Origin of the sequence: Argonema antarcticum A004/B2 (assembly GCF_023333585.1) — a bacterium.
Lineage (GTDB): Bacteria > Cyanobacteriota > Cyanobacteriia > Cyanobacteriales > Aerosakkonemataceae > Argonema > Argonema antarcticum.
In genome coordinates this window covers 54631-77800 of record NZ_JAIQZN010000026.1, presented here as the reverse complement: position 1 = coordinate 77800, position 23170 = coordinate 54631, and the positions used below count along the sequence as shown (strand labels likewise).

The 23170-nt window shown below is 46.1% G+C and carries 17 protein-coding genes and 2 pseudogenes; 11 read left to right on the top strand and 8 right to left on the bottom strand.

All coding sequences use genetic code 11. The features are described from left to right. From LAY57_RS13735 to LAY57_RS13725, 3 genes are all read left to right on the top strand, one after another. Positions 1 to 1460 (top strand): CHAT domain-containing protein (locus LAY57_RS13735; RefSeq protein ID WP_249067340.1); only part of this gene is annotated, 1460 nt, incomplete at its 5' end. 34 nt (positions 1461 to 1494) lie between these two features. Beyond that, positions 1495 to 1872: a hypothetical protein gene (locus LAY57_RS13730; protein WP_249067339.1), complete on the top strand. Its 378-nt coding sequence runs from the start codon at positions 1495 to 1497 to the stop codon at positions 1870 to 1872. A gap of 11 nt (positions 1873 to 1883) precedes the next feature. Further along, the gene (locus tag LAY57_RS13725) at positions 1884 to 3194 is read left to right on the top strand and encodes a hypothetical protein (RefSeq protein WP_249067338.1); all 1311 of its coding nucleotides are present in this window, start codon (positions 1884 to 1886) and stop codon (positions 3192 to 3194) included. 128 nt (positions 3195 to 3322) lie between these two features. On the opposite strand, the gene LAY57_RS13720 is transcribed toward LAY57_RS13725, so the two are convergent. From LAY57_RS13720 to LAY57_RS13705, 4 genes are all read right to left on the bottom strand, one after another. Next, a complete protein-coding gene (locus LAY57_RS13720; RefSeq protein WP_249067337.1) occupies positions 3323 to 3901 on the bottom strand; it encodes a TIGR04376 family protein in 579 nt (192 codons plus the stop codon). 47 nt (positions 3902 to 3948) lie between these two features. Beyond that, positions 3949 to 5439: a hypothetical protein gene (locus LAY57_RS13715; protein WP_249067336.1), complete on the bottom strand. Its 1491-nt coding sequence runs from the start codon at positions 5437 to 5439 to the stop codon at positions 3949 to 3951. 332 nt (positions 5440 to 5771) lie between these two features. Then, on the bottom strand, positions 5772 to 6062 hold the full coding sequence (locus LAY57_RS13710) for a WGxxGxxG family protein (protein WP_249067335.1): 291 nt from the start codon (positions 6060 to 6062) through the stop codon (positions 5772 to 5774). Between the two features lie 256 nt (positions 6063 to 6318). Beyond that, complete coding sequence (locus tag LAY57_RS13705; protein WP_249067334.1) at positions 6319 to 7569, bottom strand: tetratricopeptide repeat protein; 1251 nt, start codon at positions 7567 to 7569, stop codon at positions 6319 to 6321. A gap of 92 nt (positions 7570 to 7661) precedes the next feature. Here LAY57_RS13705 and LAY57_RS13700 point away from each other — a divergent pair, with 92 nt between their 5' ends. Further along, positions 7662 to 8834 (top strand): esterase-like activity of phytase family protein, encoded by a 1173-nt coding sequence (locus LAY57_RS13700; protein ID WP_249067333.1) that lies wholly within the window; start codon positions 7662 to 7664, stop codon positions 8832 to 8834. Between the two features lie 320 nt (positions 8835 to 9154). Here LAY57_RS13700 and LAY57_RS13695 read toward each other — a convergent pair whose 3' ends face one another. Together LAY57_RS13695 and LAY57_RS13690 are read right to left on the bottom strand one after the other, a co-directional pair. Then, a complete protein-coding gene (locus LAY57_RS13695) occupies positions 9155 to 9658 on the bottom strand; it encodes a hypothetical protein (RefSeq protein WP_249067332.1) in 504 nt (167 codons plus the stop codon). 220 nt (positions 9659 to 9878) lie between these two features. Then, positions 9879 to 10094: a hypothetical protein gene (locus LAY57_RS13690; RefSeq protein ID WP_249067331.1), complete on the bottom strand. Its 216-nt coding sequence runs from the start codon at positions 10092 to 10094 to the stop codon at positions 9879 to 9881. 207 nt (positions 10095 to 10301) lie between these two features. On the opposite strand from LAY57_RS13690, the gene LAY57_RS13685 reads away from it, so the two are divergent. The 7 genes and pseudogenes from LAY57_RS13685 (at position 10302) to LAY57_RS13655 (ending at position 18210) form a co-directional block, all read left to right on the top strand. Next, positions 10302 to 10892, top strand: coding sequence for a chromophore lyase CpcT/CpeT (locus LAY57_RS13685; RefSeq protein WP_249067330.1), 591 nt, complete (start codon positions 10302 to 10304; stop codon positions 10890 to 10892). 40 nt (positions 10893 to 10932) lie between these two features. Continuing rightward, positions 10933 to 11139 (top strand): hypothetical protein, encoded by a 207-nt coding sequence (locus tag LAY57_RS13680; RefSeq protein WP_249067329.1) that lies wholly within the window; start codon positions 10933 to 10935, stop codon positions 11137 to 11139. A 4-nt stretch (positions 11140 to 11143) separates the two neighbouring features. After that, positions 11144 to 11692, top strand: a pseudogene (locus LAY57_RS13675) (NAD-dependent epimerase/dehydratase family protein); the annotation flags it as partial. 1044 nt (positions 11693 to 12736) lie between these two features. Beyond that, positions 12737 to 13339, top strand: a pseudogene (locus tag LAY57_RS13670) (NAD-dependent epimerase/dehydratase family protein); the annotation flags it as partial. 184 nt (positions 13340 to 13523) lie between these two features. Next, a complete protein-coding gene (locus LAY57_RS13665) occupies positions 13524 to 14162 on the top strand; it encodes a DUF4291 domain-containing protein (protein WP_249067328.1) in 639 nt (212 codons plus the stop codon). 12 nt (positions 14163 to 14174) lie between these two features. Next, complete coding sequence (locus LAY57_RS13660) at positions 14175 to 15287, top strand: glycosyltransferase family 4 protein (protein ID WP_249067327.1); 1113 nt, start codon at positions 14175 to 14177, stop codon at positions 15285 to 15287. A gap of 328 nt (positions 15288 to 15615) precedes the next feature. After that, entirely contained in the window at positions 15616 to 18210 is a 2595-nt protein-coding gene (locus tag LAY57_RS13655) for a GAF domain-containing protein (protein WP_249067326.1), read from the top strand. 101 nt (positions 18211 to 18311) lie between these two features. Here LAY57_RS13655 and LAY57_RS13650 read toward each other — a convergent pair whose 3' ends face one another. Further along, entirely contained in the window at positions 18312 to 19262 is a 951-nt protein-coding gene (locus tag LAY57_RS13650) for a diguanylate cyclase (protein ID WP_249067325.1), read from the bottom strand. Beyond that, complete coding sequence (locus LAY57_RS13645; protein WP_249067324.1) at positions 19259 to 23149, bottom strand: PAS domain-containing hybrid sensor histidine kinase/response regulator; 3891 nt, start codon at positions 23147 to 23149, stop codon at positions 19259 to 19261. The genes LAY57_RS13650 and LAY57_RS13645 overlap by 4 nt, the downstream gene beginning before the upstream one ends. Between the last annotated feature and the right edge of the window lie 21 nt (positions 23150 to 23170).

Sequence of the window (23170 nt, the reverse complement as noted above, 5' to 3'; positions counted from 1 at the left end):
AAGCAGAAGACCCCCCCTCCCCCCGCCCCTCCCCCCGCAACGGAGGAAGGGGAGAAGGAGAAGATGAAGAACCCCCATCCCCCAACCCCTTCCCCCGCAACGGGGGAAGGGGAGAAGGAGAAGATGAAACTCAAACACAAACAGAAAAAACAATCTACACTCTTGCCCCCCTCCCCGTTGCGGGGAGGGGCTGGGGGTGGGGTTCCACCGCTAAGCAACTCCAAAAGTTTGAAGATTGGTTAAAAAAATGGAAAGAAGACTATCAAACCAACCCCAAAGACGCGAAGAACGCGAAGAAAGAAAAACAAACTTGGCGAGAGAAGATGGCGGATAGGTTGGATGAGTTGGGAAAAATACTCGATGTTGATGGTATCTTAAATAAGATAGGCGATGATATCACTCACTTAATTTTAATTCCCCATCGCGACTTGCACCTGCTACCCCTGCATTACCTGTTGCGGGAAAAAGATTTTACGATTACTTATCTCCCCAGTTTGAAAGTTGGGATTGATTTATCCGTTCCTCCTGTAGGGGCGAAGCATTCGGGCGACAATCTATCGGAGGAAACAAAGGTTTATTTCCCGAATGCTTCGCCCTTCCCCGTCGCGGGCGACAATCTATCGGAGAAAACCAAGGTTTATTCCGCGAATGCTTCGCCCTCCCCCGTCGCGGGCGACAATCTATCGGAGAAAACCAAGGTTTATTCCGCGAATGCTTCGCCCTTACCCGTCGCCAAATCCACTCCCACAAAACTCCTCAGCATCGAAAATCCTCTGCGCGATTTGCTATTTGCACCAGTCGAATCTTCTGCGATTGCGAGATTATTTCCAGAGTGCGATCGCATTCCATCCCAAAATGCGACAATATCAGTTGTGAGAACATCTCTGAAAAACGCTGAGGGCTGTTTCCATTTTACAGGTCACGCCTACCACGATCCCAACTATCCCCGCAATTCAGCTTTAATTTTAGCCAGCGAACCAAATCTCACCTTAGCCGATATCTTTGCCTTCAATACTCTCAATTTGCAACTCGTTTGTCTCGCCGCCTGCGAAACTGGTATCACGGGAAAAGAAGGTTTAATTGATGAATTTGTGGGATTAGCCAGCGGTTTTCTCGCCACCGGAGTTAGCTACGTCGTCAGCAGTCTGTGGCGAGTTGAAGAACGTTCGACTGCTCTGCTGATGATGCAGTTTTATCATTATATAATAGATGAGAAAATTATCCCTGCGATCGCCCTCAACAAAGCTCAAAATTGGTTGCGCCAACTCACCTACGGCGAACTTGCCGAATGGTATTTGCAACTTGCCTCTCAGTTTACCGAAAAATCCGATCGCCGCCTGCAATCTTTACTGCAACGAGAAGCGCAACGCTTGCTGAATTCGGCTAAAATTAATTTATGCGATCGGCCCTACGAAGAACCATACTACTGGGCAGGCTTCATCCTTACTGGTGCATTTTAAATTCGATTCTTTTCTATTGCCAATTCCAACTAATATGGACGCATTAAACTTTCTCATCTGCCAAGCTTTTCTCAACGCCTTAGCCAAATTAGACTCGCAACTTCCACCCGATATCATACCAGCAATTAACCAAGTCGGTCAAGCTTTAGCCCAGCAACAAACCGATGCGATATCGGATTTAGAAGATATCGTCAAACAACACGCACCTCTGGCGGAACTTTACGACATTGAATACAAAAAATTGCTAGACGATTACGAAAATAAAGAACGAAACAAACATCTCAGCCAGAAAAAGCCCGACTCCCCGCCGTCAACCTTACTAGAAAATTTCATCGCCCCCATTTTGATGGATGTCAATCCTCAAAATCAAGCCAAAAATGAACAAAATAAGATCGAACGTTTGTCGGATTGACATTTGCTGACATGACCAAACTATTATATCCCACTCTCGATTTATTTCTCTATCATCTCAGCCCGGAAAAATTCCTCGCCAATTTACCAGACAAACTGCAAACTATCCTTTCTCCCTCCTTACTTGGCGACAAACCAGATTATCTTCCCTTACTCCCACCCGCCGGATATAATGACCAATTCTATCCTTTCGATTCAGTATGCAAAATTGGTGGTTATTCCGTCGATGGTTACTATTACCCAGTTCAATTAGGCGATACTTACGCCCTATTATTTGATTGTTCCGTTGATTGCGACTTAAATTATTTTCAACAACTCAAAAACCTAGCCACTCAGAAAGCAGATTTAGGACAAACCTGGATGCTTTCCGGCTATCTTGACTCCCCAAAGGATAACCCAGAATTGATCGCCCACTTAGCCTACAAAGCCTTTCTGGGAAAAGAAGACCAACAGCAGCCAAAACGAAGTAAATTTTTAGATGCTACCGTATTTGAAATCGGTCAAACGCCCCAAGATTGGCAAAACCTCAGCGAAACCAATCATATAGTTATTATTATATATCCTACCGAAGAACACTACAAACAAAACGCACTTAACTTTTACGATTCTTGGATGAGGATATTTTGCTACCGCCACAAAATAATCTGGGCATATCGAGAAACGCGACAACTCAAAAAGCAACTAGCCGAAGACTTCCAAGCCAGCATCAAAGAGTTACAAAACCTACCCCAACAAACCAACTTAACCAAGCTTCGCGCCGCCTTAGAAAGATCCAACAAAACACTCTCCAACTACGCCAACAATCTCAACTATTTAAGAATGCGACAAGCGGTGATAGAAGTCAACCTGCATAACTACCGAGAAACCTTAGACGACATCACCGAAAAAGCCAGTCAATTCGACAGCGAAACCAATCTGACTTCCTTCAGAGAATTTGCCAATTTAGTTAGCCAAAAATACCAGAAGCAAATCGAAAAAGATTATAGTAGCTTCAGCCCAGGCTTAGGAGTCTTAGAAAATATTACTAATAATATTAGAGGAATAGTAGAGATAGAGCAAGTAGAGATCGATCGCATTTTTCAAGAAACAGTAGAAACCTGGGGTGTAGGATTAGCCACGGCAGGAATTACAGCCACAGCAATTTCCCCCTTTGTTACCGAAATAACCAAACCATATTTCGTTAAAAAACCCGACCAACCGACCCCTTACTGGTTGCCTTGGTTAAACTTATCAGTAACAATATTATTTACCCTTGCTATTGGTAGGTGTGCCAAAAAGAGAGCAGAAAAATGGGTGAAATCGCGCCATTCCTCCAAACCCTAACCTTTCTTCCTCTCTTCCTCCGCGTCCTCTGTGCCTCTGCGGTTCGTAAAAAAACATCGATCGCATCAACTTCACCACCCCCAGAAGGATTTAACTGGTTGGGTTTACCCAACCGCAGGCATATCGCCCTAACGCCCCATATTTCGCTTCATTCGTTCTAGCTCATCCTGCGCTTCCCAACTCTTAAATCGTTCATCCAAGGGGTCCGCGCCGCTGAAGGATGTGGGAGTCCGACCCTCGTTCCAACCCGCAGTTTGCGATTTTTGATCGGTTTTAGCGGTGGTACGGGTTGCCTGAACTTGAGCGGCTTTGGCGCGTACTTCCTGCCGTCGTTGCTGAATCCGACGCAGTAATTCCTGCGCCTGTCTAATCCGCTCTTTGAGTCCCTGCATATGTCCCCAAAGCTGATTTCCTTGGCGTAGCAAGGCGGCTTCTCTCTCTTGTGCGGGTTGCACTAAATCAAATCTGTTAGCCGCCTTCGCCTTCTCAATGCGAACGTGCCAGCGTTGGATTTCTTGTGCAGTGGCAAGAATCTCATTTTCCAACTTTTTTTCTTGCAACTGGAGGTCAACAATCAGCCGCTGGGAGTCTTGCTCTTGTTCTCGCAGCTGTTCTTCTAGCGCTTGCAACTCCAGATGGGGATTGTTCCGCAGGAATTCTTCCAAGCGACTTTCTAAAAATCGGCTGAGATCTTCAAATACGCCCACTGCTAAAACTCACTAGATAGGTTATGTTAACTTAATCTTAATTTCCTTCAGAATTGCTGTCCGACATAAATGGAACGAACTTCACCATTCCGGCGGACGATCGCTTCATCGTTCCGAACTTCTACTAAAATCCAACCACTAGAAGCGATACTTTCGCCTACGTGAATTCGACGCGAAGCACCATTGACTTCAAAGATGGCGGCGGATTTGTCGCCTAAAACCAGCACTCCCATCAAAGTATGTTTGATGACTGGTATAGATGCGGACGCCTGTGTGGTTTGCTGCGGTCTCGATGTCGGTTGAGGCGCTGGGTTAGGTGCCACTGCGGCAGCAGAGGGTGGTACGGGTGCGGGTAGAGGCGCGGTGGCCACTGTAGGAGATGAAGTTGGGCGCGAACTTGCTGCTGTGGGAGATGAAGTTGGGCGCGAACTTGCCGCTGCTGTAGGAGATGAAGTTGGGCGCGAACTTGCTGCTGCTGTAGGAGATGAAGTTGGGCGCGAACTTGCTGCTGCTGTAGGAGATGAAGTTGGGCGCGAACTTGCTGCTGTTACTCTTGGAGTTGCTGTGGGAGTTGGACGTGAAGTTGCCGCTGTTGTGGGAGTAGCTTTGACTGTAGCGCGAACAGTTGCGGTGGCTCTAGGAGATGCGATCGGAATTGAACGCAAAGCGGCGACGACTGTAGGACTAGCCTTGGCTGTTGGGCGCGAAGTTGTGGCTTTGGGAGTTGCTGTAGCAGTTGGACGCGAGGCGGCGACTGTGGGAGCAGGTTTTACTGTTGGACGCGAGGCGGCGACTGTGGGAGCAGGTTTTACTGTTGGACGCGAGGCGGCGACTGTGGGAGCAGGTCTTACTGCTAGTGGGGCAGGGGGATTGACGTAAACTATCTGGGGTCGTGGATAGACAGGTATGTAGACTCGCTCTAGGACGGTTGATGGGCGGCTTTGAGGTAGATTTCCTGGAATGGGAACGGGCAATAGGGCGTTATTAGCAGGTGGTGGTGGCGGAACAGCTGCAACTTGTTGGTTGTTTTCGGTTTCTTGCTCAATTAAGTCGAGCGATCGCTGCATATAATCAATAAACTGGCCGTCTGCCTCCGATAGGGATTTTTGCTCTGACGGTGCAGAGGCGGCGTTAATCCCAAACAGCCTATTCAGTCTGCCTTGACCGGCCAGCCATAAAAGTAGTGTAATTGCCAAGGAGGCTATAGCAGCCCCTAACAGCAGTTTATTAAGTGAGTTGCCGCGATCGTCCTGTTTTTGCGTTTTATCGGCATCGCTGCTATCTGATGCTTCCACCTCATGCGCCGTTATCCCTAGTGGCATAACGATCGACGGAATCGACATTTGCTGCAACGAGACGTATTCCGGTTCGGCGGTTTGAGTGGGGGGTTCGCCGCCAGTTTCCAGCATTCGGTCAACGTCTGAGAATACGTCATCCATTAAGCGATCAGCAGAGTTTTCCATCGCCCAAGGCTGGGCGGGGGTTTCTGCTTCCGAGGGCTTTAAGGCAATCCGGTTGGTATTCAGGTCGTCAGACATAGATGGCTCGCTTAATCGCTGCTGAAGCTAACTATAACCTTTGATGGTCGCTTTTGATCGTAATCTGACGAAATATGGAATCCCAAGGTAATCGCTTTGATGGTAGTGATAAACGTTCTACTAAGCTGCTACACATCTAAAATGACTGTCAGTTTTTCGGATCTTCTTGTGGGATGGGCAGGAAAGCCCGTCTTTGGATTGGATTTAGATGCGTAATAGCTTATCATTAAGGCTTTTGCAGCAGGTATTGGTTGCGCTTTATGCGCTAAAAGAGCGCTAAAGCGCAACCAATACCTATTCTCCATAAACCAAAAAGGTCTCAATGTTAAGAGCTACATTCTGGGGCCAGGGCCAGCCACGGCGTCATCGCGATCGTGGTTAACCACCCGTTCTGGCTCTTTGCGGAACAGATTGGCTAAACCGATCAGACCAATTAATCCCAGCCAGCCCCAATTATTATTATCATCTTTAGTTTCTTGGAAAGGCGTCGTATCTACGGTAGGCCCTGAGCGATCGATGTTAGGGTTATTTTGTGCAGCCGCAGGTAGAGTGGAGGGAAGAATAGTTAAACTCAGCGCGAGGACGCTAGCTCCAGCAATCTTGGATAACTTAGAACGTTTCATCTTTTTCCTCTTTGAAGTCCGACAGGTGTTTGATATTCACAAATTTATCGATTTACCAAAGAAAGCGAATCAATCTGTGGTGGGAAACCTCCCGTTCCACCCTCTATAGCGCAAGAGATAGAAGCAGTATTTACTAATACATTCTTGCCCTAGCGGAGGATGGTGGAAATAACTCACCACTAAAAATTGCCAATGATTGCTTTCTAAATCTTGATTCTTACCACTGACAACTGACAACTGACCACTTGCACTAGCCCTACCTTTTAGCCTGTTCGGTAACTTCTTGAATCTGTCTAGCGAAATAGGCTTCGCGATATTTCAACTGTTTGGCAAGTTCCAAACCTTTTTGAAAGGCTGTCAGTGCTTGAGAATAGTTTTTATTCTCCAAATAAATTTGACCTACTTCGTCGTAAGTATTCATCATACCGTAGAAGTTGTTGGCTAAATAATCAGCCTGTAGAAGAACTTGATAGGTTTCCAAAGCAGGGTTTATTTGCTTCTGAGATCGTTGGAGTGCGACTAATTTACGCAGGGCATCACCAGCGCTAGAATACTGTTGGATTGACCAGGCAAAGGCATAAGTTTCTTGATAGTTTTGGACTGCTTGTTCCAACTGACCGATCGCTTCATAAGCTGACCCGATTTCCAACTGAATAGTGGGAATCTGGACGAAATCTTTTTCGTTGCGGTAAAACTCGATTAACTGCTGCTTTGCCTTGATAGCTTTCTCAATTTGGTTATCTTTGCCGTAGAGATAAGCTAGCTGTTTGAGATAAGTAACTTGCTTAACGGCATCGCTCTTTTCTTGTGCCAAACGCGCTAATTCTTGATAAGCGCTGACAGCTTTGGAGTAATCAAACCAACTCACACTCAATTCGGCAATCTTTAGCAGCAATGCTTCTTCTTGGGCAGCATCTTGTTGCGATCGCGTTACTGCTAAAATTTGTTCGTAAACCTTGACAGCCCAATCAGGAGATCGCACTTGCTCAAATGCAGTCGCAAGCGGACGCAACAAATTTAAATCTACTGGCAACTTCAATTGAGCCTGCTGTATCGTTTGCAGTCGCTTTGTGATATACTGCACATCTTCACTCAGATTTCGATCCCAGGCGATGCCACCAACTCGACTCAGCGCTTGCACTTCTGGTAATAGCCCCTGGTATCGCCGCAATCGCAGTTCTCGATACCAAGTTTCAAAAGCGCCCTTTTCGTCACCAGCTTGCAACTTAGCAGCACCTTCAGCATTTAGTTCGTCCAAAGCAGGTGCTAATCGTGCCAGTTCTTCTTCAGTCAGAGGTCTTTTGTCTCTCCGAGAACGAGGTATTAGCGGATCGGGTGTCCTCAGTTCGAGGGGGTTGGGAGGAAATTGATTTGGGTTAGGCTTTTTAGTGTTATTATCAGCGGCTGTTGCTGGCAAAATCAGCACAAGCCAAACCACCGAACAAAACACGAGGGGGAGAGAGGGGGGAGAAGAAATTTTTATTTTTGGTTGTGTGCGATCGCGCATAGTAGTCTCATATCTGTATGACCCTTTGACTTACCTGTCGCAGTTTTGGTGTCTCTTACGGCGAATTAGTTAAATTTTAGAGGAGAAAGTTAGTGAGTAAAAGCGTAAAAACGCTGGTTTTGGCTTTAGCAGTAACATTATTAAGTTTCCTTGCAGCCTGTAGTTTACCGCAAGTCAGCGCCCAACAGCGGACATTTCTCGACTTATCCTTAGAATTCTTGGGCGAGTACAAACTACCCAAGCTAAAATTTAAAGATACGACTGTAGGGGGATTATCGGCGCTTGCTTATGACCGAAAGAGCGATCGCTTCTATGCCCTTTCCGATGACCAAAGCGTATATGCCCCTGCTCGTTTCTACACCCTCAAGCTATCCCTGGGCAACCGTGGTATCCAGAAAGTAGAAGTAGAAAACGTCACCTTTCTCAAAGGACAAGACGGACAAACCTTTCCCAAATACACTATAGATCCAGAAGGAATCGCCTTATCTCCCCAGCGAACCCTATTTATTTCCAGCGAAGGCGTCTCCAGAAACAGCATCCCCCCTTCCATACAAGAATTCGATCTGCAAACAGGTCGTTTGCGGCAAAAATTCTCAATTCCACAGCGCTATATCCCCGATGCTACAGGAGATAAGCAACAACGGGGCGTTCAAGATAACTTGGGATTTGAAGCTTTGACACTCAATCCTACCGGATCGACACCAGCTAGCGGCGAACCAATTCGTTTATTTACAGCTACAGAATCAGCGCTTGTACAAGACCGCGATCCGATACAATTGGACGAGCGAGGCAATCCCAAACCACTAATCATCAAATCTCGTCTGCTGCATTATCTGATTAGCGATCGCTCACCCATTATACTTTCCGAACATCTTTACCAGCTATCCCTAGCACCACCGGGCGCTCAATATCATGGTTTGGTGGAATTATTAGCAATAGACCAAGGCGGACACTTTCTCAGTGTAGAGCGGTCTTTCGGTATTTTTGGGGTCAACATTCGCATTTTTCAAATAGCGACTGGTGCTGCAACCGATACTTCCCGCATTGTCAGCTTAAAAGGGGAACTCAGGGCGGTTGAACCAGTTAAGAAAAAATTGCTTTTAGATTTGAAGGAACTTGGGATTAGTTTGGATAATCTAGAAGGAATGGCGAAGGGCCCTACTTTACCCGATGGTAGTCAAAGTTTGGTTTTGGTTAGCGATGATAATTTTAGCGATCGACAAATAACGCAATTTCTGCTGTTTCGTCTTAAAAGCGGACGTTGATTTTAACGCAAAGGACGCAAAGGTTAGCGCAGAGGTACGCAGAGAAAAATTGCTACTTTTGTGTACCTGGGTTTAATTTTTTTCGTCTTTAGAAGCGTTCAAAAAATCCTTGGGAAAACTTTCCCTTGCTTCTATCCAAGCGCTGGGGACTCCTTTTTGACGTGCGGAAAGTGCAACAATACCGCCGACGATCGCACAATTAGTATCGATCTAGAGAGTTCATGGCGTTAAGCAGTTCTTTTGGTCAGCTTTAGTACATAGTAGCGTGCGTCAGACGAAGTTACGATCGAGAAAATCAGGTTTTCACCGTCTGACGCACCCTACAAGTTGTGTCCCACAAAAGAAGTCTGCTTAAAAGTACAAGTTTGAGGATCTAAGAGCAAAGTCTCGCCTTCTTGCAATTTAATCACCAAATATTCGTCGATCGCTGACATTCCTATTGCTATATCAGGCAAAGCCTTACTATAGCGAATAGAGCCTCTGCGATTGAAAATTAGCAATTCCTCTTCAGTAATTACAGCAGTTACATCGTCTAAAGTTAGCATTTGTACTAAATAGCAAGTCAGTGGTAAAATTAACAAAGTTTGGCCGTCTATCGTACAAATAGCTGCCAGCTTTTGCTCTACTCCCACCCAAACTATCTGTCCATCTGGCGATAGTTTTAACATCGGTTCAATCAGGTCGCTATTCCAACTAATTCCGTAGCGTCCCAATTCATTACCGAGATCGATAATGGCGAATTGGCGAGGATGTTGGTGGGTAATCAATTTTCGGGAAGCATCAATTTGGTTAAATTCCGATTCATCAATAGCTTGGAGTTTCATAGGAGGTGTTATAGCTAGGGGCTAGGGGCTGGGGACTAGGGCCTTTACTGTGTTCTGAGGTGAAATAATCATTTTTTGGTAGGTTGGGTTGAGAGAAGCGAAACCCAACCTACTCTCGCTGAGAAGGTCAGAAACCCGGTTTCTTGGAGAAACCGGGTTTCTGTAGACTTTGAGACTGTTAAAGCTGAGAGTGTCGAGTTCCGCTTTCCCAGGGTGTTATTTACATTACTATTGATAATTCGTCAGCTACTTGAATGCGGCCTTTGACGAGAGAACGAATGAGGCGATCGAGACAGCCGCGTTGTTCATCTGTGGTGGACTCCTCCAGGATAGCGGCCATCATACCATAACGATCGGCTTTGGTGAGGCGGTGCGTGTCGGTAACGGTAGCGATTAGTTCTTCGATTGCGCCGGGGAGGAGGTTAACTGGGGACATGGGGTTGCTTTGAACTCGACATCTTTATCATCCCTCCGTTTCCTTTGATGGTGGGTGATTCTGCGGATGTCTCCTCTGTGATAATACTGATGGCGATCGGTGAGTCAAACCCGAACTAATATGCGATCGAAGTCACAGTTATGCACAAGATCCCATTTTGTTAAAATGACTTGCGATCGTTCCTAAACAAGCAAAATTTGATAAACAATGACTCATTCGACGGATATCGCTACCTTAGCTCGCTTGATGGCAGCAGACTTCAGCAACCAAGCCCAAGCCTTTGAAAATCCGCCATTTTATGCCCATATTCGCGTTTGTATGCGTCCCTTACCCCTAGAAGTACTATCGGGGGTAAGTTTCTTTGTGGAACAAGCCTACGACTATACCCTGAATAACCCTTACCGCCTGCGAGTTCTGAAATTGCTCAATACGGGGAAGCACATCGAAATCGAAAATTATATCGTCAAGAACGAACAAAAGTTCTACGGAGCCTCACGCGACCTCAAGCAACTGCAAAACCTCAAAGCAGAACACTTAGAGAAATTACCGGGCTGCAACATGATTGTAGAGTGGACTGGCAGCTGCTTCAAAGGCAGGGTGGAACCAGGTAAAAGTTGCATGGTGTTTCGCAACGGCAGAAACACCTACCTGGATAGCGAATTCGAGATTGATGAAGAAAAATTTATCAGCCTCGATCGCGGACGCGACCCAGAAACCGACGAACATATCTGGGGTTCTGTCGCCGGCCCCTTCTACTTTGTCCGTTGGGCTACCTTTGCCGACGAGATCAAAGTGTAGAGGCACTTGGGCTAGGGAAAGATCGGGAGAGCAGTAGAAAATGTACATAATAATTCCCCCACTCTCCCACTCCCCCACTCCCCCACTCCCCCACTCTCCCACTCCCCCACTCCCCCACTCCCCCACTCTCCCCACTCTCCCACTCCCCCACTCCCCCACTCCCCCACTCCCGACGCCCTACATTTTCTTAGTTGAGAGTGTACCCAAACCTGGTAGATTTAGCGAGTGTCAGTCAACAAGATTTTAGAAAGATGAGAGTCCTGGTTATTGGTGGCGATGGCTATTGTGGTTGGGCAACTGCACTCTACCTTTCCAACCGAGGTTATGAGGTCGCCATTTTGGATAGCCTGGTGCGGCGACACTGGGATTTAGAGCTTTGCGTTGAGACCCTCACGCCGATCGCACCCATCCAGCACCGCCTCCAGCGCTGGCGCGATCTTACAGGCAAATCCATTGACCTGTTTATTGGCGATATCACCAACTACGATTTCTTGAGCAAAACGCTGCACAAGTTTGAGCCAGAGGCAATAGTGCATTTTGGCGAACAGCGATCGGCCCCTTTCTCGATGATCGATCGCGAACACGCCGTACTTACTCAGGTTAACAACGTCGTTGGTACGCTGAATCTCCTATACGCCATGAGGGAAGATTTCCCAGATTGCCACTTGGTGAAGTTGGGAACGATGGGCGAATACGGTACGCCCAACATCGACATCGAAGAAGGTTACATCACGATCGAGCATAACGGTCGCAAAGATACACTTCCGTATCCTAAGCAACCAGGCAGTTTTTACCACCTGTGTTATGACGACCAAACAGAAGTCTTAACGCGCAATGGCTGGAAACTATTCAAAGATGTTAGTCCAGAAGATGAGGTTGCCACCAGACAGTTGTCCTCAGCACAGCTAGTCTACGCTAAACCGACAGCTTTAATGTCCTACTATTACGAAGGACAGATGTACTGCCTGGAGGGACGGCGACTCGATTTATGTGTCACCCCAAATCATCGCATGGTGACTTCGTACAAAAAGCGCGATGACAGCGAACAGATGCGCTTCGAGGTTGCTGGTGAAATCCTGCATAAGTACAACCGCTACCACATCGGTTGTGAGTGGGAAGGAGAAGAAGTAGCGACGTTTACCTTACCCGGATACAGCTACCTCAACGGCGGATACGTTCCCACAACCAAACCACCAGTCGAGATCCGAATGGATGACTGGTTGTGCTTTTTAGGATGGTATATTGCGGAAGGCTCAGTCGATAGTGGACGCAAGAAAGCGCCAAATCGGATTGCCGTACCTCAGAAATCGGGTCTTCACTCCGACCAAGTTGCCTTAGCATTGGGGCGAATTGCCGATGCTATTGGATGCAGTTATAGCGCTTATCCAATTAAAGACAGCGATTTGATAGTTCACTATCTCTTCAGCACGCAATTGGCTGTTTACCTGAAACATCTGGGTAAAAGCTACGACAAACACATTCCCAAAGAGTTACTCAATCTGTCGCGCCGTCAGCTACGAATTCTCTTCGATGCTTTGATGGAAGGTGACGGAACTTGGATGAACCGAGAAAAGGATTACGGGCGTTATTATACAGTTTCTCGTCAACTGGCAGATGATGTCCAGGAAATTGCGATCAAGTTGGGTCTTTCAGCCAATGTATCTCGTTTTGGGAACGAATATCGGGTAAATATCACCAAATCGACTATTTGCCAAGTTAATCAATTCCCCGAAGAACCGAACGACTGGATGGAAGATTACTGCGGACAGGTTTATTGTTGTGAAGTGCCGGGAGACGGTATTGTACTGGTTCGTCGCAATGGCAAGCCTGTTTGGTGCGGTAACTCTAAAGTTCACGACAGTCACAACATCCACTTTGCCTGTCGGATGTGGGGTTTGCGTGCCACAGACTTGAATCAGGGTGTCGTTTACGGCGTGCTGACGGAAGAAACTGGCATGGACGAACTGCTGATTAACCGCCTTGACTACGATGGTGTTTTTGGCACCGCGCTGAATCGGTTCTGCATTCAAGCAGCGATCGGACATCCGATTACAGTGTATGGTAAAGGCGGACAAACTCGCGGTTTCTTGGATATTCGGGATACCGTGCGATGTATGGAAATTGCACTAGCCAATCCAGCAGCTGCCGGTGAATTCCGCGTTTTTAACCAATTCACCGAAATGTTTAGCGTTGGCGACTTAGCCATGATGGTGAAAAAAGCAAGTCATTCCCTCGGACTCGATGTGGAAATCAATCATCTGGATAACCCCAGAATTGAAAAAGAAGAACATTACTTCAACGCTAAAAACACCAGTTTATTAAGTCTCGGATTGCAGCCTCATTATCTCTCAGAGGCACTGATCGATTCCCTATTAAACTTCGCCGTCAAGTATCAACATCGCGTTGATAAAAACCAAATTCTGCCCAAAGTTTCTTGGCACAGATAGTTAGGCGTGCTGAGTGCTGAGTACTGAGTGCAAACACAGTTGCTTCCTTGCAGGGAATAGCTCAATACTGTCCTAACATATCTGACTGTGACTATAATTTCAGATTTAAGATTGAAAATCTTAAATCAAACGTAAAGTTTTGAAATCTTAAATCTGAAATTTGAAATTCTAGGAGTCTATTTTTGTGAGGCTGGTAACAGAACCGTATTTAGCACAAGTGAGCCGATCGCCAAAAACAGGTCGTCATATTATAGCCCAGTTTGACGATAATTTTGTTATTGTCTATCAAGCTTATCGACAGGCGAGCGGCCACTTTGCCGCCTCACACGGCTATTTCGGCGGTGAATTTAGACTTAACCGCATGAGTTGGATAAAACCTAACTTTCTCTGGATGATGTATCGTTCCGAATGGGGAACAAAACCAGGACAAGAAGTAATTCTCGCGGTGAAGCTAAAACGATCGGCATTTGATGAAATTTTGGCAAATGTCGTTCATTCGAGCTACATCCCAGATTTGTATAGTAGCGAAGCAGAATGGAAAAAAGCTGTTAAACACTCATCAGTTCGACTGCAATGGGACCCCGATCGTCATCCTAGCGGCGCAAAACTCGAACGACGCGCTATTCAGCTGGGTTTGCGGGGGGAAATTTTATCCCGTTATGCAACAGAATGGATTATCGATATCGAAGATATCTCAGAATTTGTGCAACAACAGCATCAATACAAAAGCGGTGACTGGACAAATTTGCTGACACCCCGCGAGTTGTTGTATCCCGTTACCAATCCCGACATTGCCAAAAAGCTAGGATTATCAGATCCTTAATAACCAGTTTTTATGCGAATTGCCCTATTCACCGAAACGTTTTTGCCCAAGATTGATGGCATCGTAACGCGCCTGTGCCATACGATCGATCATTTACAGCGTAACGGCGACAAAGTATTAATTTTTTCGCCCGATTACGGTGTGCCGGAATATAAAGGAGCCAAAATTTACGGAGTTCCCGGCTTCCCGCTACCAATGTATCCAGAATTAAAAATGGCAGTACCGCGTCCGGCGATCGGTCACGCCCTAGAAGAATGGAAGCCAGATATCATTCACGTCGTTAACCCAGCTATTTTGGGATTAGCCGGTTTGTTCTACGGTAAGATGCTGAAAATTCCTTTAGTGGCATCATATCATACCCATCTACCTCAGTATTTACAGCACTACGGATTGGGAATGCTGGAAGGTTTGTTATGGGAACTGCTCAAATCAGCGCATAATCAGGCAGATTTGAATCTCTGTACCTCAATGGCGATGGTGCAGGAACTGAGAAGCCACGGCATTGAAAGGGTAGATTTGTGGCAGCGGGGAGTCGATACAGAATTGTTTCATCCCGACTTAGCAAGCAGAGAAATGCGATCGCACCTCAGTCAAGGACACCCAGATAGCCCCTTGCTGCTGTATGTAGGACGCCTGGGTGCCGAAAAAGAAATCGATCGCATCAAACCCGTCCTAGAAGCCATCCCAGACGCCCGCCTAGCTTTAGTAGGAGATGGCCCCAATCGAGAAGCCTTAGAGAAACTCTTCGCCGGAACACCCACCAATTTTGTTGGCTATCTGCGAGGCCGAGAACTCACCTCCGCTTATGCTTCTGCCGACGCCTTTATATTCCCCTCCCGCACCGAAACATTGGGATTAGTGTTGCTAGAAGCAATGGCAGCCGGGTGTCCAGTCGTAGCAGCGCGTTCAGGTGGCATTCCCGACATCGTGACAGATGGAATCAACGGCTACTTATTTGACCCCACCGACGAACAAGGTGCGATCGTCGCTACCCAACGCCTGCTAGCCAATCCAGAAGAACGCGAAACAGTACGTCAAAACGCTCGCCAAGAAGCAGAACGCTGGGGCTGGGCAGCCGCCACCCGCCAACTCCAACGCTATTATCAAAAAGGGACTAGGGACTAAAAAAGTCAAAAGTCAAAAGTCAAAAGTCAAAATGGGGCTAGGGGGTAGAGGGAAAAGGGTAGAGGGAAAAATTAAAATCCCTTGTTCCTAAGAAGCTAAGCAGATACATTCGTAGTAAGTTGCCTTACCCAAAATAGGTAGTAGGTAGTAGGTAGTAGGGAGTAGGGAGTAAAGAGTAGGGGCAAAGCAATTTTGGAGATAACTTTTGCCTAAGCATCAAAATTTATTGGCAAAAATGCTTCGCCCTTACAGTAGTAGGGAGAGGAAGTCGCCACTTCCCCACTCCCCCACTCCCCACTAAATCTAAAATCTAAAATCTAAAATTCTTATGACACTCGCGAACACTGGTAGCGTCCTGGCGACGTTGACTCAGCTGACTCAAGTGCATCGCACCGACGCGCTGATGCAGCGCGTCAAAACTCTTTCGGTTCCAGAATTTGTCTGCCTGTTAGACTTTATCACCGCAGAATTCCAGCAATTTCTGAGGGCGATCGATCTAATCAACAACGAAGCCCTAGAAACCATGCTGGAGAGGACTCTAGAGGCCATTACGCTGAAAATCGGCCAAATTCTCCTGGCCGATCGCACCACGATCTTTTTGGTAGACGCCGATAAAGGTCAACTATGGTCGAAAATATCCCAAAGCGAAGGTGAAAAGCCTATTGAAATACGGCTACCGATGAATGTCGGCGTCGCCGGTCACGTAGCCACGACTGGCGAATGTCTCAATATCCCCGATGCCTACAATCACCCTCTATTTAATCCAGAACTAGATAAACAGACTAACTATTACACCCGCAACATCCTGTGTATGCCGGTTTTGAGCAGCAAAGAGCAGATCGTCGCGGTAGTCCAGCTAACTAACAAAACTAGCAATACCCCCTTCAATAGCGAAGACGAAGAGATATTTCGCGATTTTGCGTCCAGCATCGGCATCATCCTGGAAAGCTGTCAGTCCTTCTATGTCGCCGCCCGCAACCAACGCGGCGCTGCGGCCCTACTAAAAGCTACCCAAACTCTTGGCCAGAGTCTTGACCTGGAGACTACTTTGCGCTCTGTAATGGATCAAGCCCGCAATCTCATGCAGGCCGATCGCAGTACCCTATTCTTACTCAGCAAAGAAACTGGCGAGCTGTGGACGAAAGTTGCCGCCGCAGATGGCAAAACAGTTCTGGAAATTCGCATTCCCGCTAACAGGGGGATCGCAGGCTACGTCGCCTCTACAGGGGGGCCACTGAATATCCCCGACGCCTACAAAGACCCCCGCTTTGACCCCAGCACAGACAAGCGTACCGGCTACGTCACCCGGAATATACTCTGTCTGCCCGTTTTTAACTCCAGTAGCAACCTGATCGGCGTTACGCAGTTAATTAACAAAAACCAAGGCAGTTTCACCAGCTCTGATGAAGAATTTATGCGGGCGTTTAATATTCAAGCTGGGATCGCCCTGGAAAATGCCAAACTATTTGAAAATGTCCTTCTTGAAAAGCAATATCAAAAAGATATCCTGCAAAGTCTCTCAGATGCGGTGATTTCCACCGATATGGAAGGTAGAATCGTGACTATCAACGATGCAGCTCTGGAATTGCTGGGTTGTCCCCTGCAACAAACTAGCAGTAAAACCCACAAGCAGATTTGGGAACAAAAACTGATAAGTCGCATTGTCTGGGAGGTCGTGCCGATCGAAAATCTGCAAATGCGGCTACAGGATAGCCTCAAAAATGCGGCGAAGCATTACGTGCCTGAACAAAGCTTGACGGTAGGTTTGTGGATAGAACCTCCACAAAATAAGGAACTAGCAGAAAACAACCATCATCCAAATGCTGAAGACGATACAATTTCCTACGTTCTGGCAATTCGCGATCGCACCAATCCCGATATCTTTATCCCCTGGAACGAACCCGCTACAACCCCCGCTTACGTACCCAAGGAAAAAGTCAAAGAAATAGAACGCAGTATCAATCTGACAGTCAACCCGCTGACTAATCCAGAAGGAGGCGTCCGAGGCGGTTTAGTGGTGTTAGAAGACATCTCTCAAGAAAAACGCATGAAAACCACTCTGTACCGCTACATGACACCGGGCGTAGCGGAACGAGTGATGGCACAGGCGGAAGATACCTTGATGGTAGGCGAACGCAAGGAAGTGACCATTTTATTTTCCGATATTCGGGGCTACACTACTCTGACGGAAAATTTGGGCGCGGCTAAAGTGGTATCGCTGCTGAATCAGTACTTTGAAACAATGGTAGAGGCAGTCTTTAACCACGAAGGCACGTTGGATAAGTTTATTGGGGATGCTCTGATGGCTGTTTTTGGTGCGCCTCTACCTTTAAAAGATCATGCCTGGTTGGCTATTCAAACAGCGCTGGATATGCGTCGGCGTCTTGCTATATTTAACCATCGGCGCATTATTGCCGCTCAGCCCCAAATCCACATTGGGATTGGGATTAGTTCGGGAGATGTGGTTTCGGGCAATATTGGTTCTCAAAAACGAATGGATTATACGGTGATTGGGGATGGAGTTAACCTAAGTTCTCGGTTGGAGGGTGTCACTAAGGAGTATGGTTGCGATATTATTTTGAGCGAGTTTACCTATAACCTCTGCGGCGATCGCATCTGGGTGCGCGAACTCGACAAAATTAGGGTCAAAGGAAAACACGAAGCCGTCACTATCTATGAGTTGATTGGGAATCGCACCCAATCTCTTAAGGACTCAGACCATGAATTTTTAGCACATTACGGTGCGGGACGAGAAGCTTACTTAGCGAGGGACTTCTTTCGTGCGATCGCCAATTTTGAGAACGCTCAGAAAATCCGTTCCTTTGACCAAGCGATCGCCGTCCACCTAGAACGAGCCCAAAAATATCTCTTAGAACCACCCCCTGAATCTTGGGATGGCGTTTACAGCATGACAACCAAGTAGTTAGCTAGGGGCTAGGGGAGGGGGCAAAGGGGCTAGGGGCTAGGGGAAGAGGGAAGAGGGAAGAGGGAAGAGGGAAGAGGGAAGAGGGCTAGCTATAGCATCTAAGTACCAAAGAGTGCGATTCGGTTGCGCCCTTGGTTTTTGGCTTCATAAAGTGCCTTGTCAGCTCGTTGGAGTACAACATCAATCTTTTGATCGTCCAATTGATAGCTAGATACTCCAATACTGACTGTAATTTTCACCTGTTCCCCTTCAACGCTAATGGCTGTTTTTTCCAGGTTTTGGCGGATACGTTCAGCCACATCTACCGCCGCATCAAGATTAGTCTCTGGTAGAATCACAACAAATTCTTCACCCCCAAATCGCCCCCAAAAATCCACTTCTCGCAGACAATATTGGACAACTTTTGTCATCGCTATCAGCACTTCATCTCCTACTGCGTGTCCATAAATATCGTTAATTTGCTTGAAGTGATCCAAGTCAAGCATTAATAAAGAAAACAAACGTTTATATCTATAAGCTCTGTTAATTTCTTGCTCACACAAAGTTAACAAATAACGACGATTCCAGACTCCAGTTAATGGATCTGTATTAGCTAATCTTTCTAGATTTTTTGTTAATTTTGCTTGGTCTGCCAGAGATTTTTTCAATTGATCCCGCGTATATCTCAACTCTAAGTGCGTCCGCACACGGGCTAGTAACTCTGGTGTTTTAAATGGTTTGGTAATGTAATCAACAGCCCCTTTTTCAAAAGCTTGGATTAAATGCTCTTGTTCGTGGCTAGCAGTAATAAAAATGATCGGAATGTCTGCTACATCGGGATTAGCTTTGAGTTTTTCGCAAACTTCCATACCGTTCATCTCTGGCATCATAAAATCTAATAGAACTAAATCAGGTTTGGCAGTTTGGACGCGCTCTAAAGCTTGCTGTCCGCTAGTTGCAAAAGTGGTTTCATAACCTCTTTTTTCTAGTATTAATGCAATCAATTGCAGATTTTCGCTCACATCATCTACGACTAAAATTAAGCAATTTTCTGGTTTTAATGAGTTCATAACAACTGCTCCCTCACTTCTGGAAATCTTTGTATTGTCTGAGGCAATCGCTCCCAGTCAAAGGCTGATAACTGACTTTCTAAAGTCGTGAGATATTCCAAAAGGACTTGACATTGGTATTCTTGTACCAAATCTCGCAAACGTTCGACAAAGGCTTGGATATCTCGCCGTTTCATGGTTTTACACAATTCCAACCAAGTGCTTTCTTCTTCTTGGCGGAGTTTTTCGACTAATTCTGGAAGCTTTGTCAAGGCGTTTGGATTTGGTTTTATACGATCGATTTGGCTGGGAGTTATTGGCGCTTGATTAACGGCGAAATAATTAGCTTCTTGGGGGAGAATTTGTTTTAACGCCGTGACAAGTTGGGAACGGCTAACGGGTTTGCGTAAGAACCCTTGGGAGACAGAGCGCACGGTAGCTTCGTCTTCTAGCCGCGAAACGGCAGTTACGATCATAATAGGGATATTTTTGGTTCCCTCGTCCTGTTTCAGCAATTGCGTTGCTTGGAGTCCGTCCATATTTGGCATCCACAAGTCCATCAGGATCGCATCGGGGCAATATGTTTGCGCGACTTCAATCGCTTGTTGTCCATCTTGTGCAAACAACAGGCGGTGTTTGCTACCTGCAAAATATCCCGCAATTAAGTCGAGGTTATATTGAACATCATCCACCACTAACACTGTTGCAGCTTGGAATTGATTCAAATCTTCATCTAATTTTGAAGGTATGAGCGATCGCGTTTCGATCTCTGTAATCGTCAGATTTGGGAAGATAAAAGTAAAAGCGCTGCCTTTGCTCAGTTCGCTTTGTAGACTCACTGTCCCACCGAGCATTTCAGTCAGACGTTTAGTAATCGCTAAACCTAAACCCGTACCCCCATATTTACGAGTGCTTTGTCCTTCGCTTTGCTTAAAGGCTTCAAAGATACTCTCTTGTTGGTCAAAGCAAATTCCAATCCCCGTATCTGCGATCGCAATTTCCATCTGTACTCGATTCGATAAAAACGATGGATCTAGTTGCGCTCGCACAGATATTTTAACAGATCCTGCCTCTGTAAACTTTAGGGCATTACCAACCGTATTAAACAGAATTTGGCGCAGGCGTATTGGGTCAAATAGAATGGCTTTAGGTACAGTTTCATCGATTTCTACTAGGAGAGACAAATTTTTTTTAACGGCTTTCGGGTCTAAAATCTGCTGAATTTCCCGCACCAACAATTGCACATCAACGGGCTCGTATTCTAATTCTAACTTACCTGCTTCAATTTTTGAAAGATCGAGAATATCATTAATCAGGGCAAGTAGCGTTTTCCCACTGGCAGCAATCGAGTTGAGATAGGATCGGGGTTGGGGGTCGGAGATCGATCCTTGTAACAACTCGCTAAAACCTAGAATAGCATTCATGGGAGTGCGAATTTCGTGGCTCATATTGGCGAGAAATTCACTTTTAGCAAGGTTTGCCGCTTCAGCAGATTCTTTAGCGGTAGCGAGTTCAACTTCGGCTTGTTTGCGTTCCGTTATATCCTTCATAAAGCAGTAATGCCCCACAAAATTATTTTCTGAGTCGTAGGCTGAGATCATTACTAATTGCTTATAAAAAGTCGATCCATCTTTGCGTAAGCCTTTGGCTTCAACTTCCACCTTGCCTTTAGTTAGCATCTCTTGGTAGGCGGCTAACATTTTTGGTCGATCTTCGGGGTGTACAGTTGGCGGCCATTCCATACCGATCATTTCACGGGCTTGATAACCGCATTTCTGTGCATAAGCTCGGTTTATAGAGATATAGCGTCCTTGAGCATCTAATCGGGCAATTCCTTCTACCGCATTTTCCAAAGCCAGATTGAGTTCGCGGAGTTCCGCCTCGGCTTGTTTGCGATCGGTGATGTCTTGATGAACTGCAACAAAAACATCGCCGTATTCGGGATGGTGGAATACAGAAGTCGTCGCACTACACCAAAATGGAGTACCATCTTTCTTAACATTATGGACTTCGTAGGTAAATTCTCCTCTTTGTAAAACAGCAGCCCGAATCGCTTGATTTACCTCTTCAGCGATTACTGGTTCAGTGGCATAGTTCACAATCGAAACGTGCTGACCATTAAGTTCCTCTGGGTCATAACCAAACATCTGCTCAAATTTAGGATTGGCATGGACAATAATGCCATTATCGGCTCTCACTAAGCCAATACCTTCTGCCATGTTACGGGCGATCGCAGCCTGAAGTTCCAGCATTTGTTCTGCTTGTTTGCGATCGCTCACATCGAAAATCACCCCCAGCATTCTCAGCGCTTCACCCGCTTCGTCATATACCCCCCGTCCTTTCCCCACCAGCCAGTGAATTGTACCATCGGGATATATAACCCGGTATTCAGCTTCATAGTCAGTATGCTGGAGCAACGCATTTGATAAAGCCTGTTCGATTCTATCAATATCTTCTGGATGAATTGCATTGCACCATAGCTGATAAAGATCGCGCGATCGTTGTGGTTCCCTTCCTAACAAACGAAAATGGTTGTCGTTCCAAATAACTTCATTTGTAGGCACATTCCAGTCCCAAGTACCGATATGGGTAAAATCGAATGTCAACCGCAGTTGCTCCTCGCTTCTAGCTAAAGCAGCTTCGGTGAGTTTGCGAGTTGTAATGTCTTTAGCCACATAGCAAAATCGCGGATAGCCACTGGAACTAACTTCAATAGGACAAACGCTTACAGATAACCATCCTCGATCTATCGAAGTCTCATAGAAATGTTCAAACCGAACGGGAGCTTGAATTTGTTGAGATTCTTGGTAATAGGCAGTCCATCGCTTTATAGTAGATGGTGATACTCCCAAGGTACTAGCAAACTGATTTTGCATAGCTTCTGGGGTAGTCTCAAAAAACTGAGCCGCCGCCCAATTATCGGAAATGTGCAAGATATCTCCATCGTGTAGTTCAACAATACCCATCGGCATTGCACCACTATTAAAGAAACTTCGCAACGTCGATTCACTCTCCTGCAAAGATTCCTCTGCTTGTTTAAGCTTAGTAATGTCGCGCAGGCTAACTACTACTCCTGAAATATCTCGTTCAGTTGCAAAATAAGGTGTATAAGTAACGCTCAGAAATTTTCTAACTTCATCTGGATATTCAAACCACTTTTCAAACTGAATAATTTCTCCAGCTAAACATCGATCTAGCAAAGGCTTAAATTTTTCAAAACGCTCCTGACCGATAATATCCTCAACTGAATGTCCAACTATTTCGTTAGAGGGTTTGTTATACCAAGATAGGTACGCTGGATTAGCCATCTGATAAATGTAATTGCGATTAAGCAGTACAATTCCATCAATAGTTGTGGATACTATGCGCTTATATTGTTGCAGAGTTTCTTCATGGCGCTTTTGTTCAGTTAAATCAGTAATCACAATACAGTTAATCGGGGAGTCATCAAGGAGCAGATGATTGATGGATAGGTAAACAGGAATCTCAAGACCATCGTGGGTATTCAAAAACAGTTCTACAGGATGCCGTTCGCCTCTTTCTGCTTGCTTAACTCGTGCTTGAAATAGATGGGTATCCTGGGCGGAAATTAAAACTTGAAAATAGGAACCGATCAGCTTTTCTAAGGGTTGTTTCAATAAATTTGAAAAACTTTTATTGCAGTATAAAATTAGCCCTTCAGTCGAAAGGACTACAGCGCCTTGTTGCATCTCTTCAACTAACAGTCGGTAGGACAGGTCAGCACTCTGGAGGGTAAAAATTCTTTGACCCTGGGGAGTAGAAATAACCAAGGCATCTACTTCCCCTTGCTGAATCGCTCGCAGGATCTCCTCGCTGGTGGTTAGGCGCTCGCGCAAAGATTGAATTTCAGCTAACAGTTCTGTTTTTGATTTATTAGTATCTTTCATTGTCAGCACCAGCGATTAAGA

Coding starts and splice junctions, on each gene's coding strand:
- LAY57_RS13730 (WP_249067339.1), top strand. CDS start 1,495: ATGGACGCATTAAACTTTCTCATCTGCCAAGCTTTTCTCAACGCCTTA.
- LAY57_RS13725 (WP_249067338.1), top strand. CDS start 1,884: ATGACCAAACTATTATATCCCACTCTCGATTTATTTCTCTATCATCTC.
- LAY57_RS13715 (WP_249067336.1), bottom strand. CDS start 5,439: ATGTCTGACGACCTGAATACCAACCGGATTGCCTTAAAGCCCTCGGAA.
- LAY57_RS13710 (WP_249067335.1), bottom strand. CDS start 6,062: ATGAAACGTTCTAAGTTATCCAAGATTGCTGGAGCTAGCGTCCTCGCG.
- LAY57_RS13705 (WP_249067334.1), bottom strand. CDS start 7,569: ATGCGCGATCGCACACAACCAAAAATAAAAATTTCTTCTCCCCCCTCT.
- LAY57_RS13695 (WP_249067332.1), bottom strand. CDS start 9,658: ATGAAACTCCAAGCTATTGATGAATCGGAATTTAACCAAATTGATGCT.
- LAY57_RS13690 (WP_249067331.1), bottom strand. CDS start 10,094: ATGTCCCCAGTTAACCTCCTCCCCGGCGCAATCGAAGAACTAATCGCT.
- LAY57_RS13685 (WP_249067330.1), top strand. CDS start 10,302: ATGACTCATTCGACGGATATCGCTACCTTAGCTCGCTTGATGGCAGCA.
- LAY57_RS13680 (WP_249067329.1), top strand. CDS start 10,933: ATGTACATAATAATTCCCCCACTCTCCCACTCCCCCACTCCCCCACTC.
- LAY57_RS13660 (WP_249067327.1), top strand. CDS start 14,175: ATGCGAATTGCCCTATTCACCGAAACGTTTTTGCCCAAGATTGATGGC.
- LAY57_RS13655 (WP_249067326.1), top strand. CDS start 15,616: ATGACACTCGCGAACACTGGTAGCGTCCTGGCGACGTTGACTCAGCTG.
- LAY57_RS13650 (WP_249067325.1), bottom strand. CDS start 19,262: ATGAACTCATTAAAACCAGAAAATTGCTTAATTTTAGTCGTAGATGAT.
- LAY57_RS13645 (WP_249067324.1), bottom strand. CDS start 23,149: ATGAAAGATACTAATAAATCAAAAACAGAACTGTTAGCTGAAATTCAA.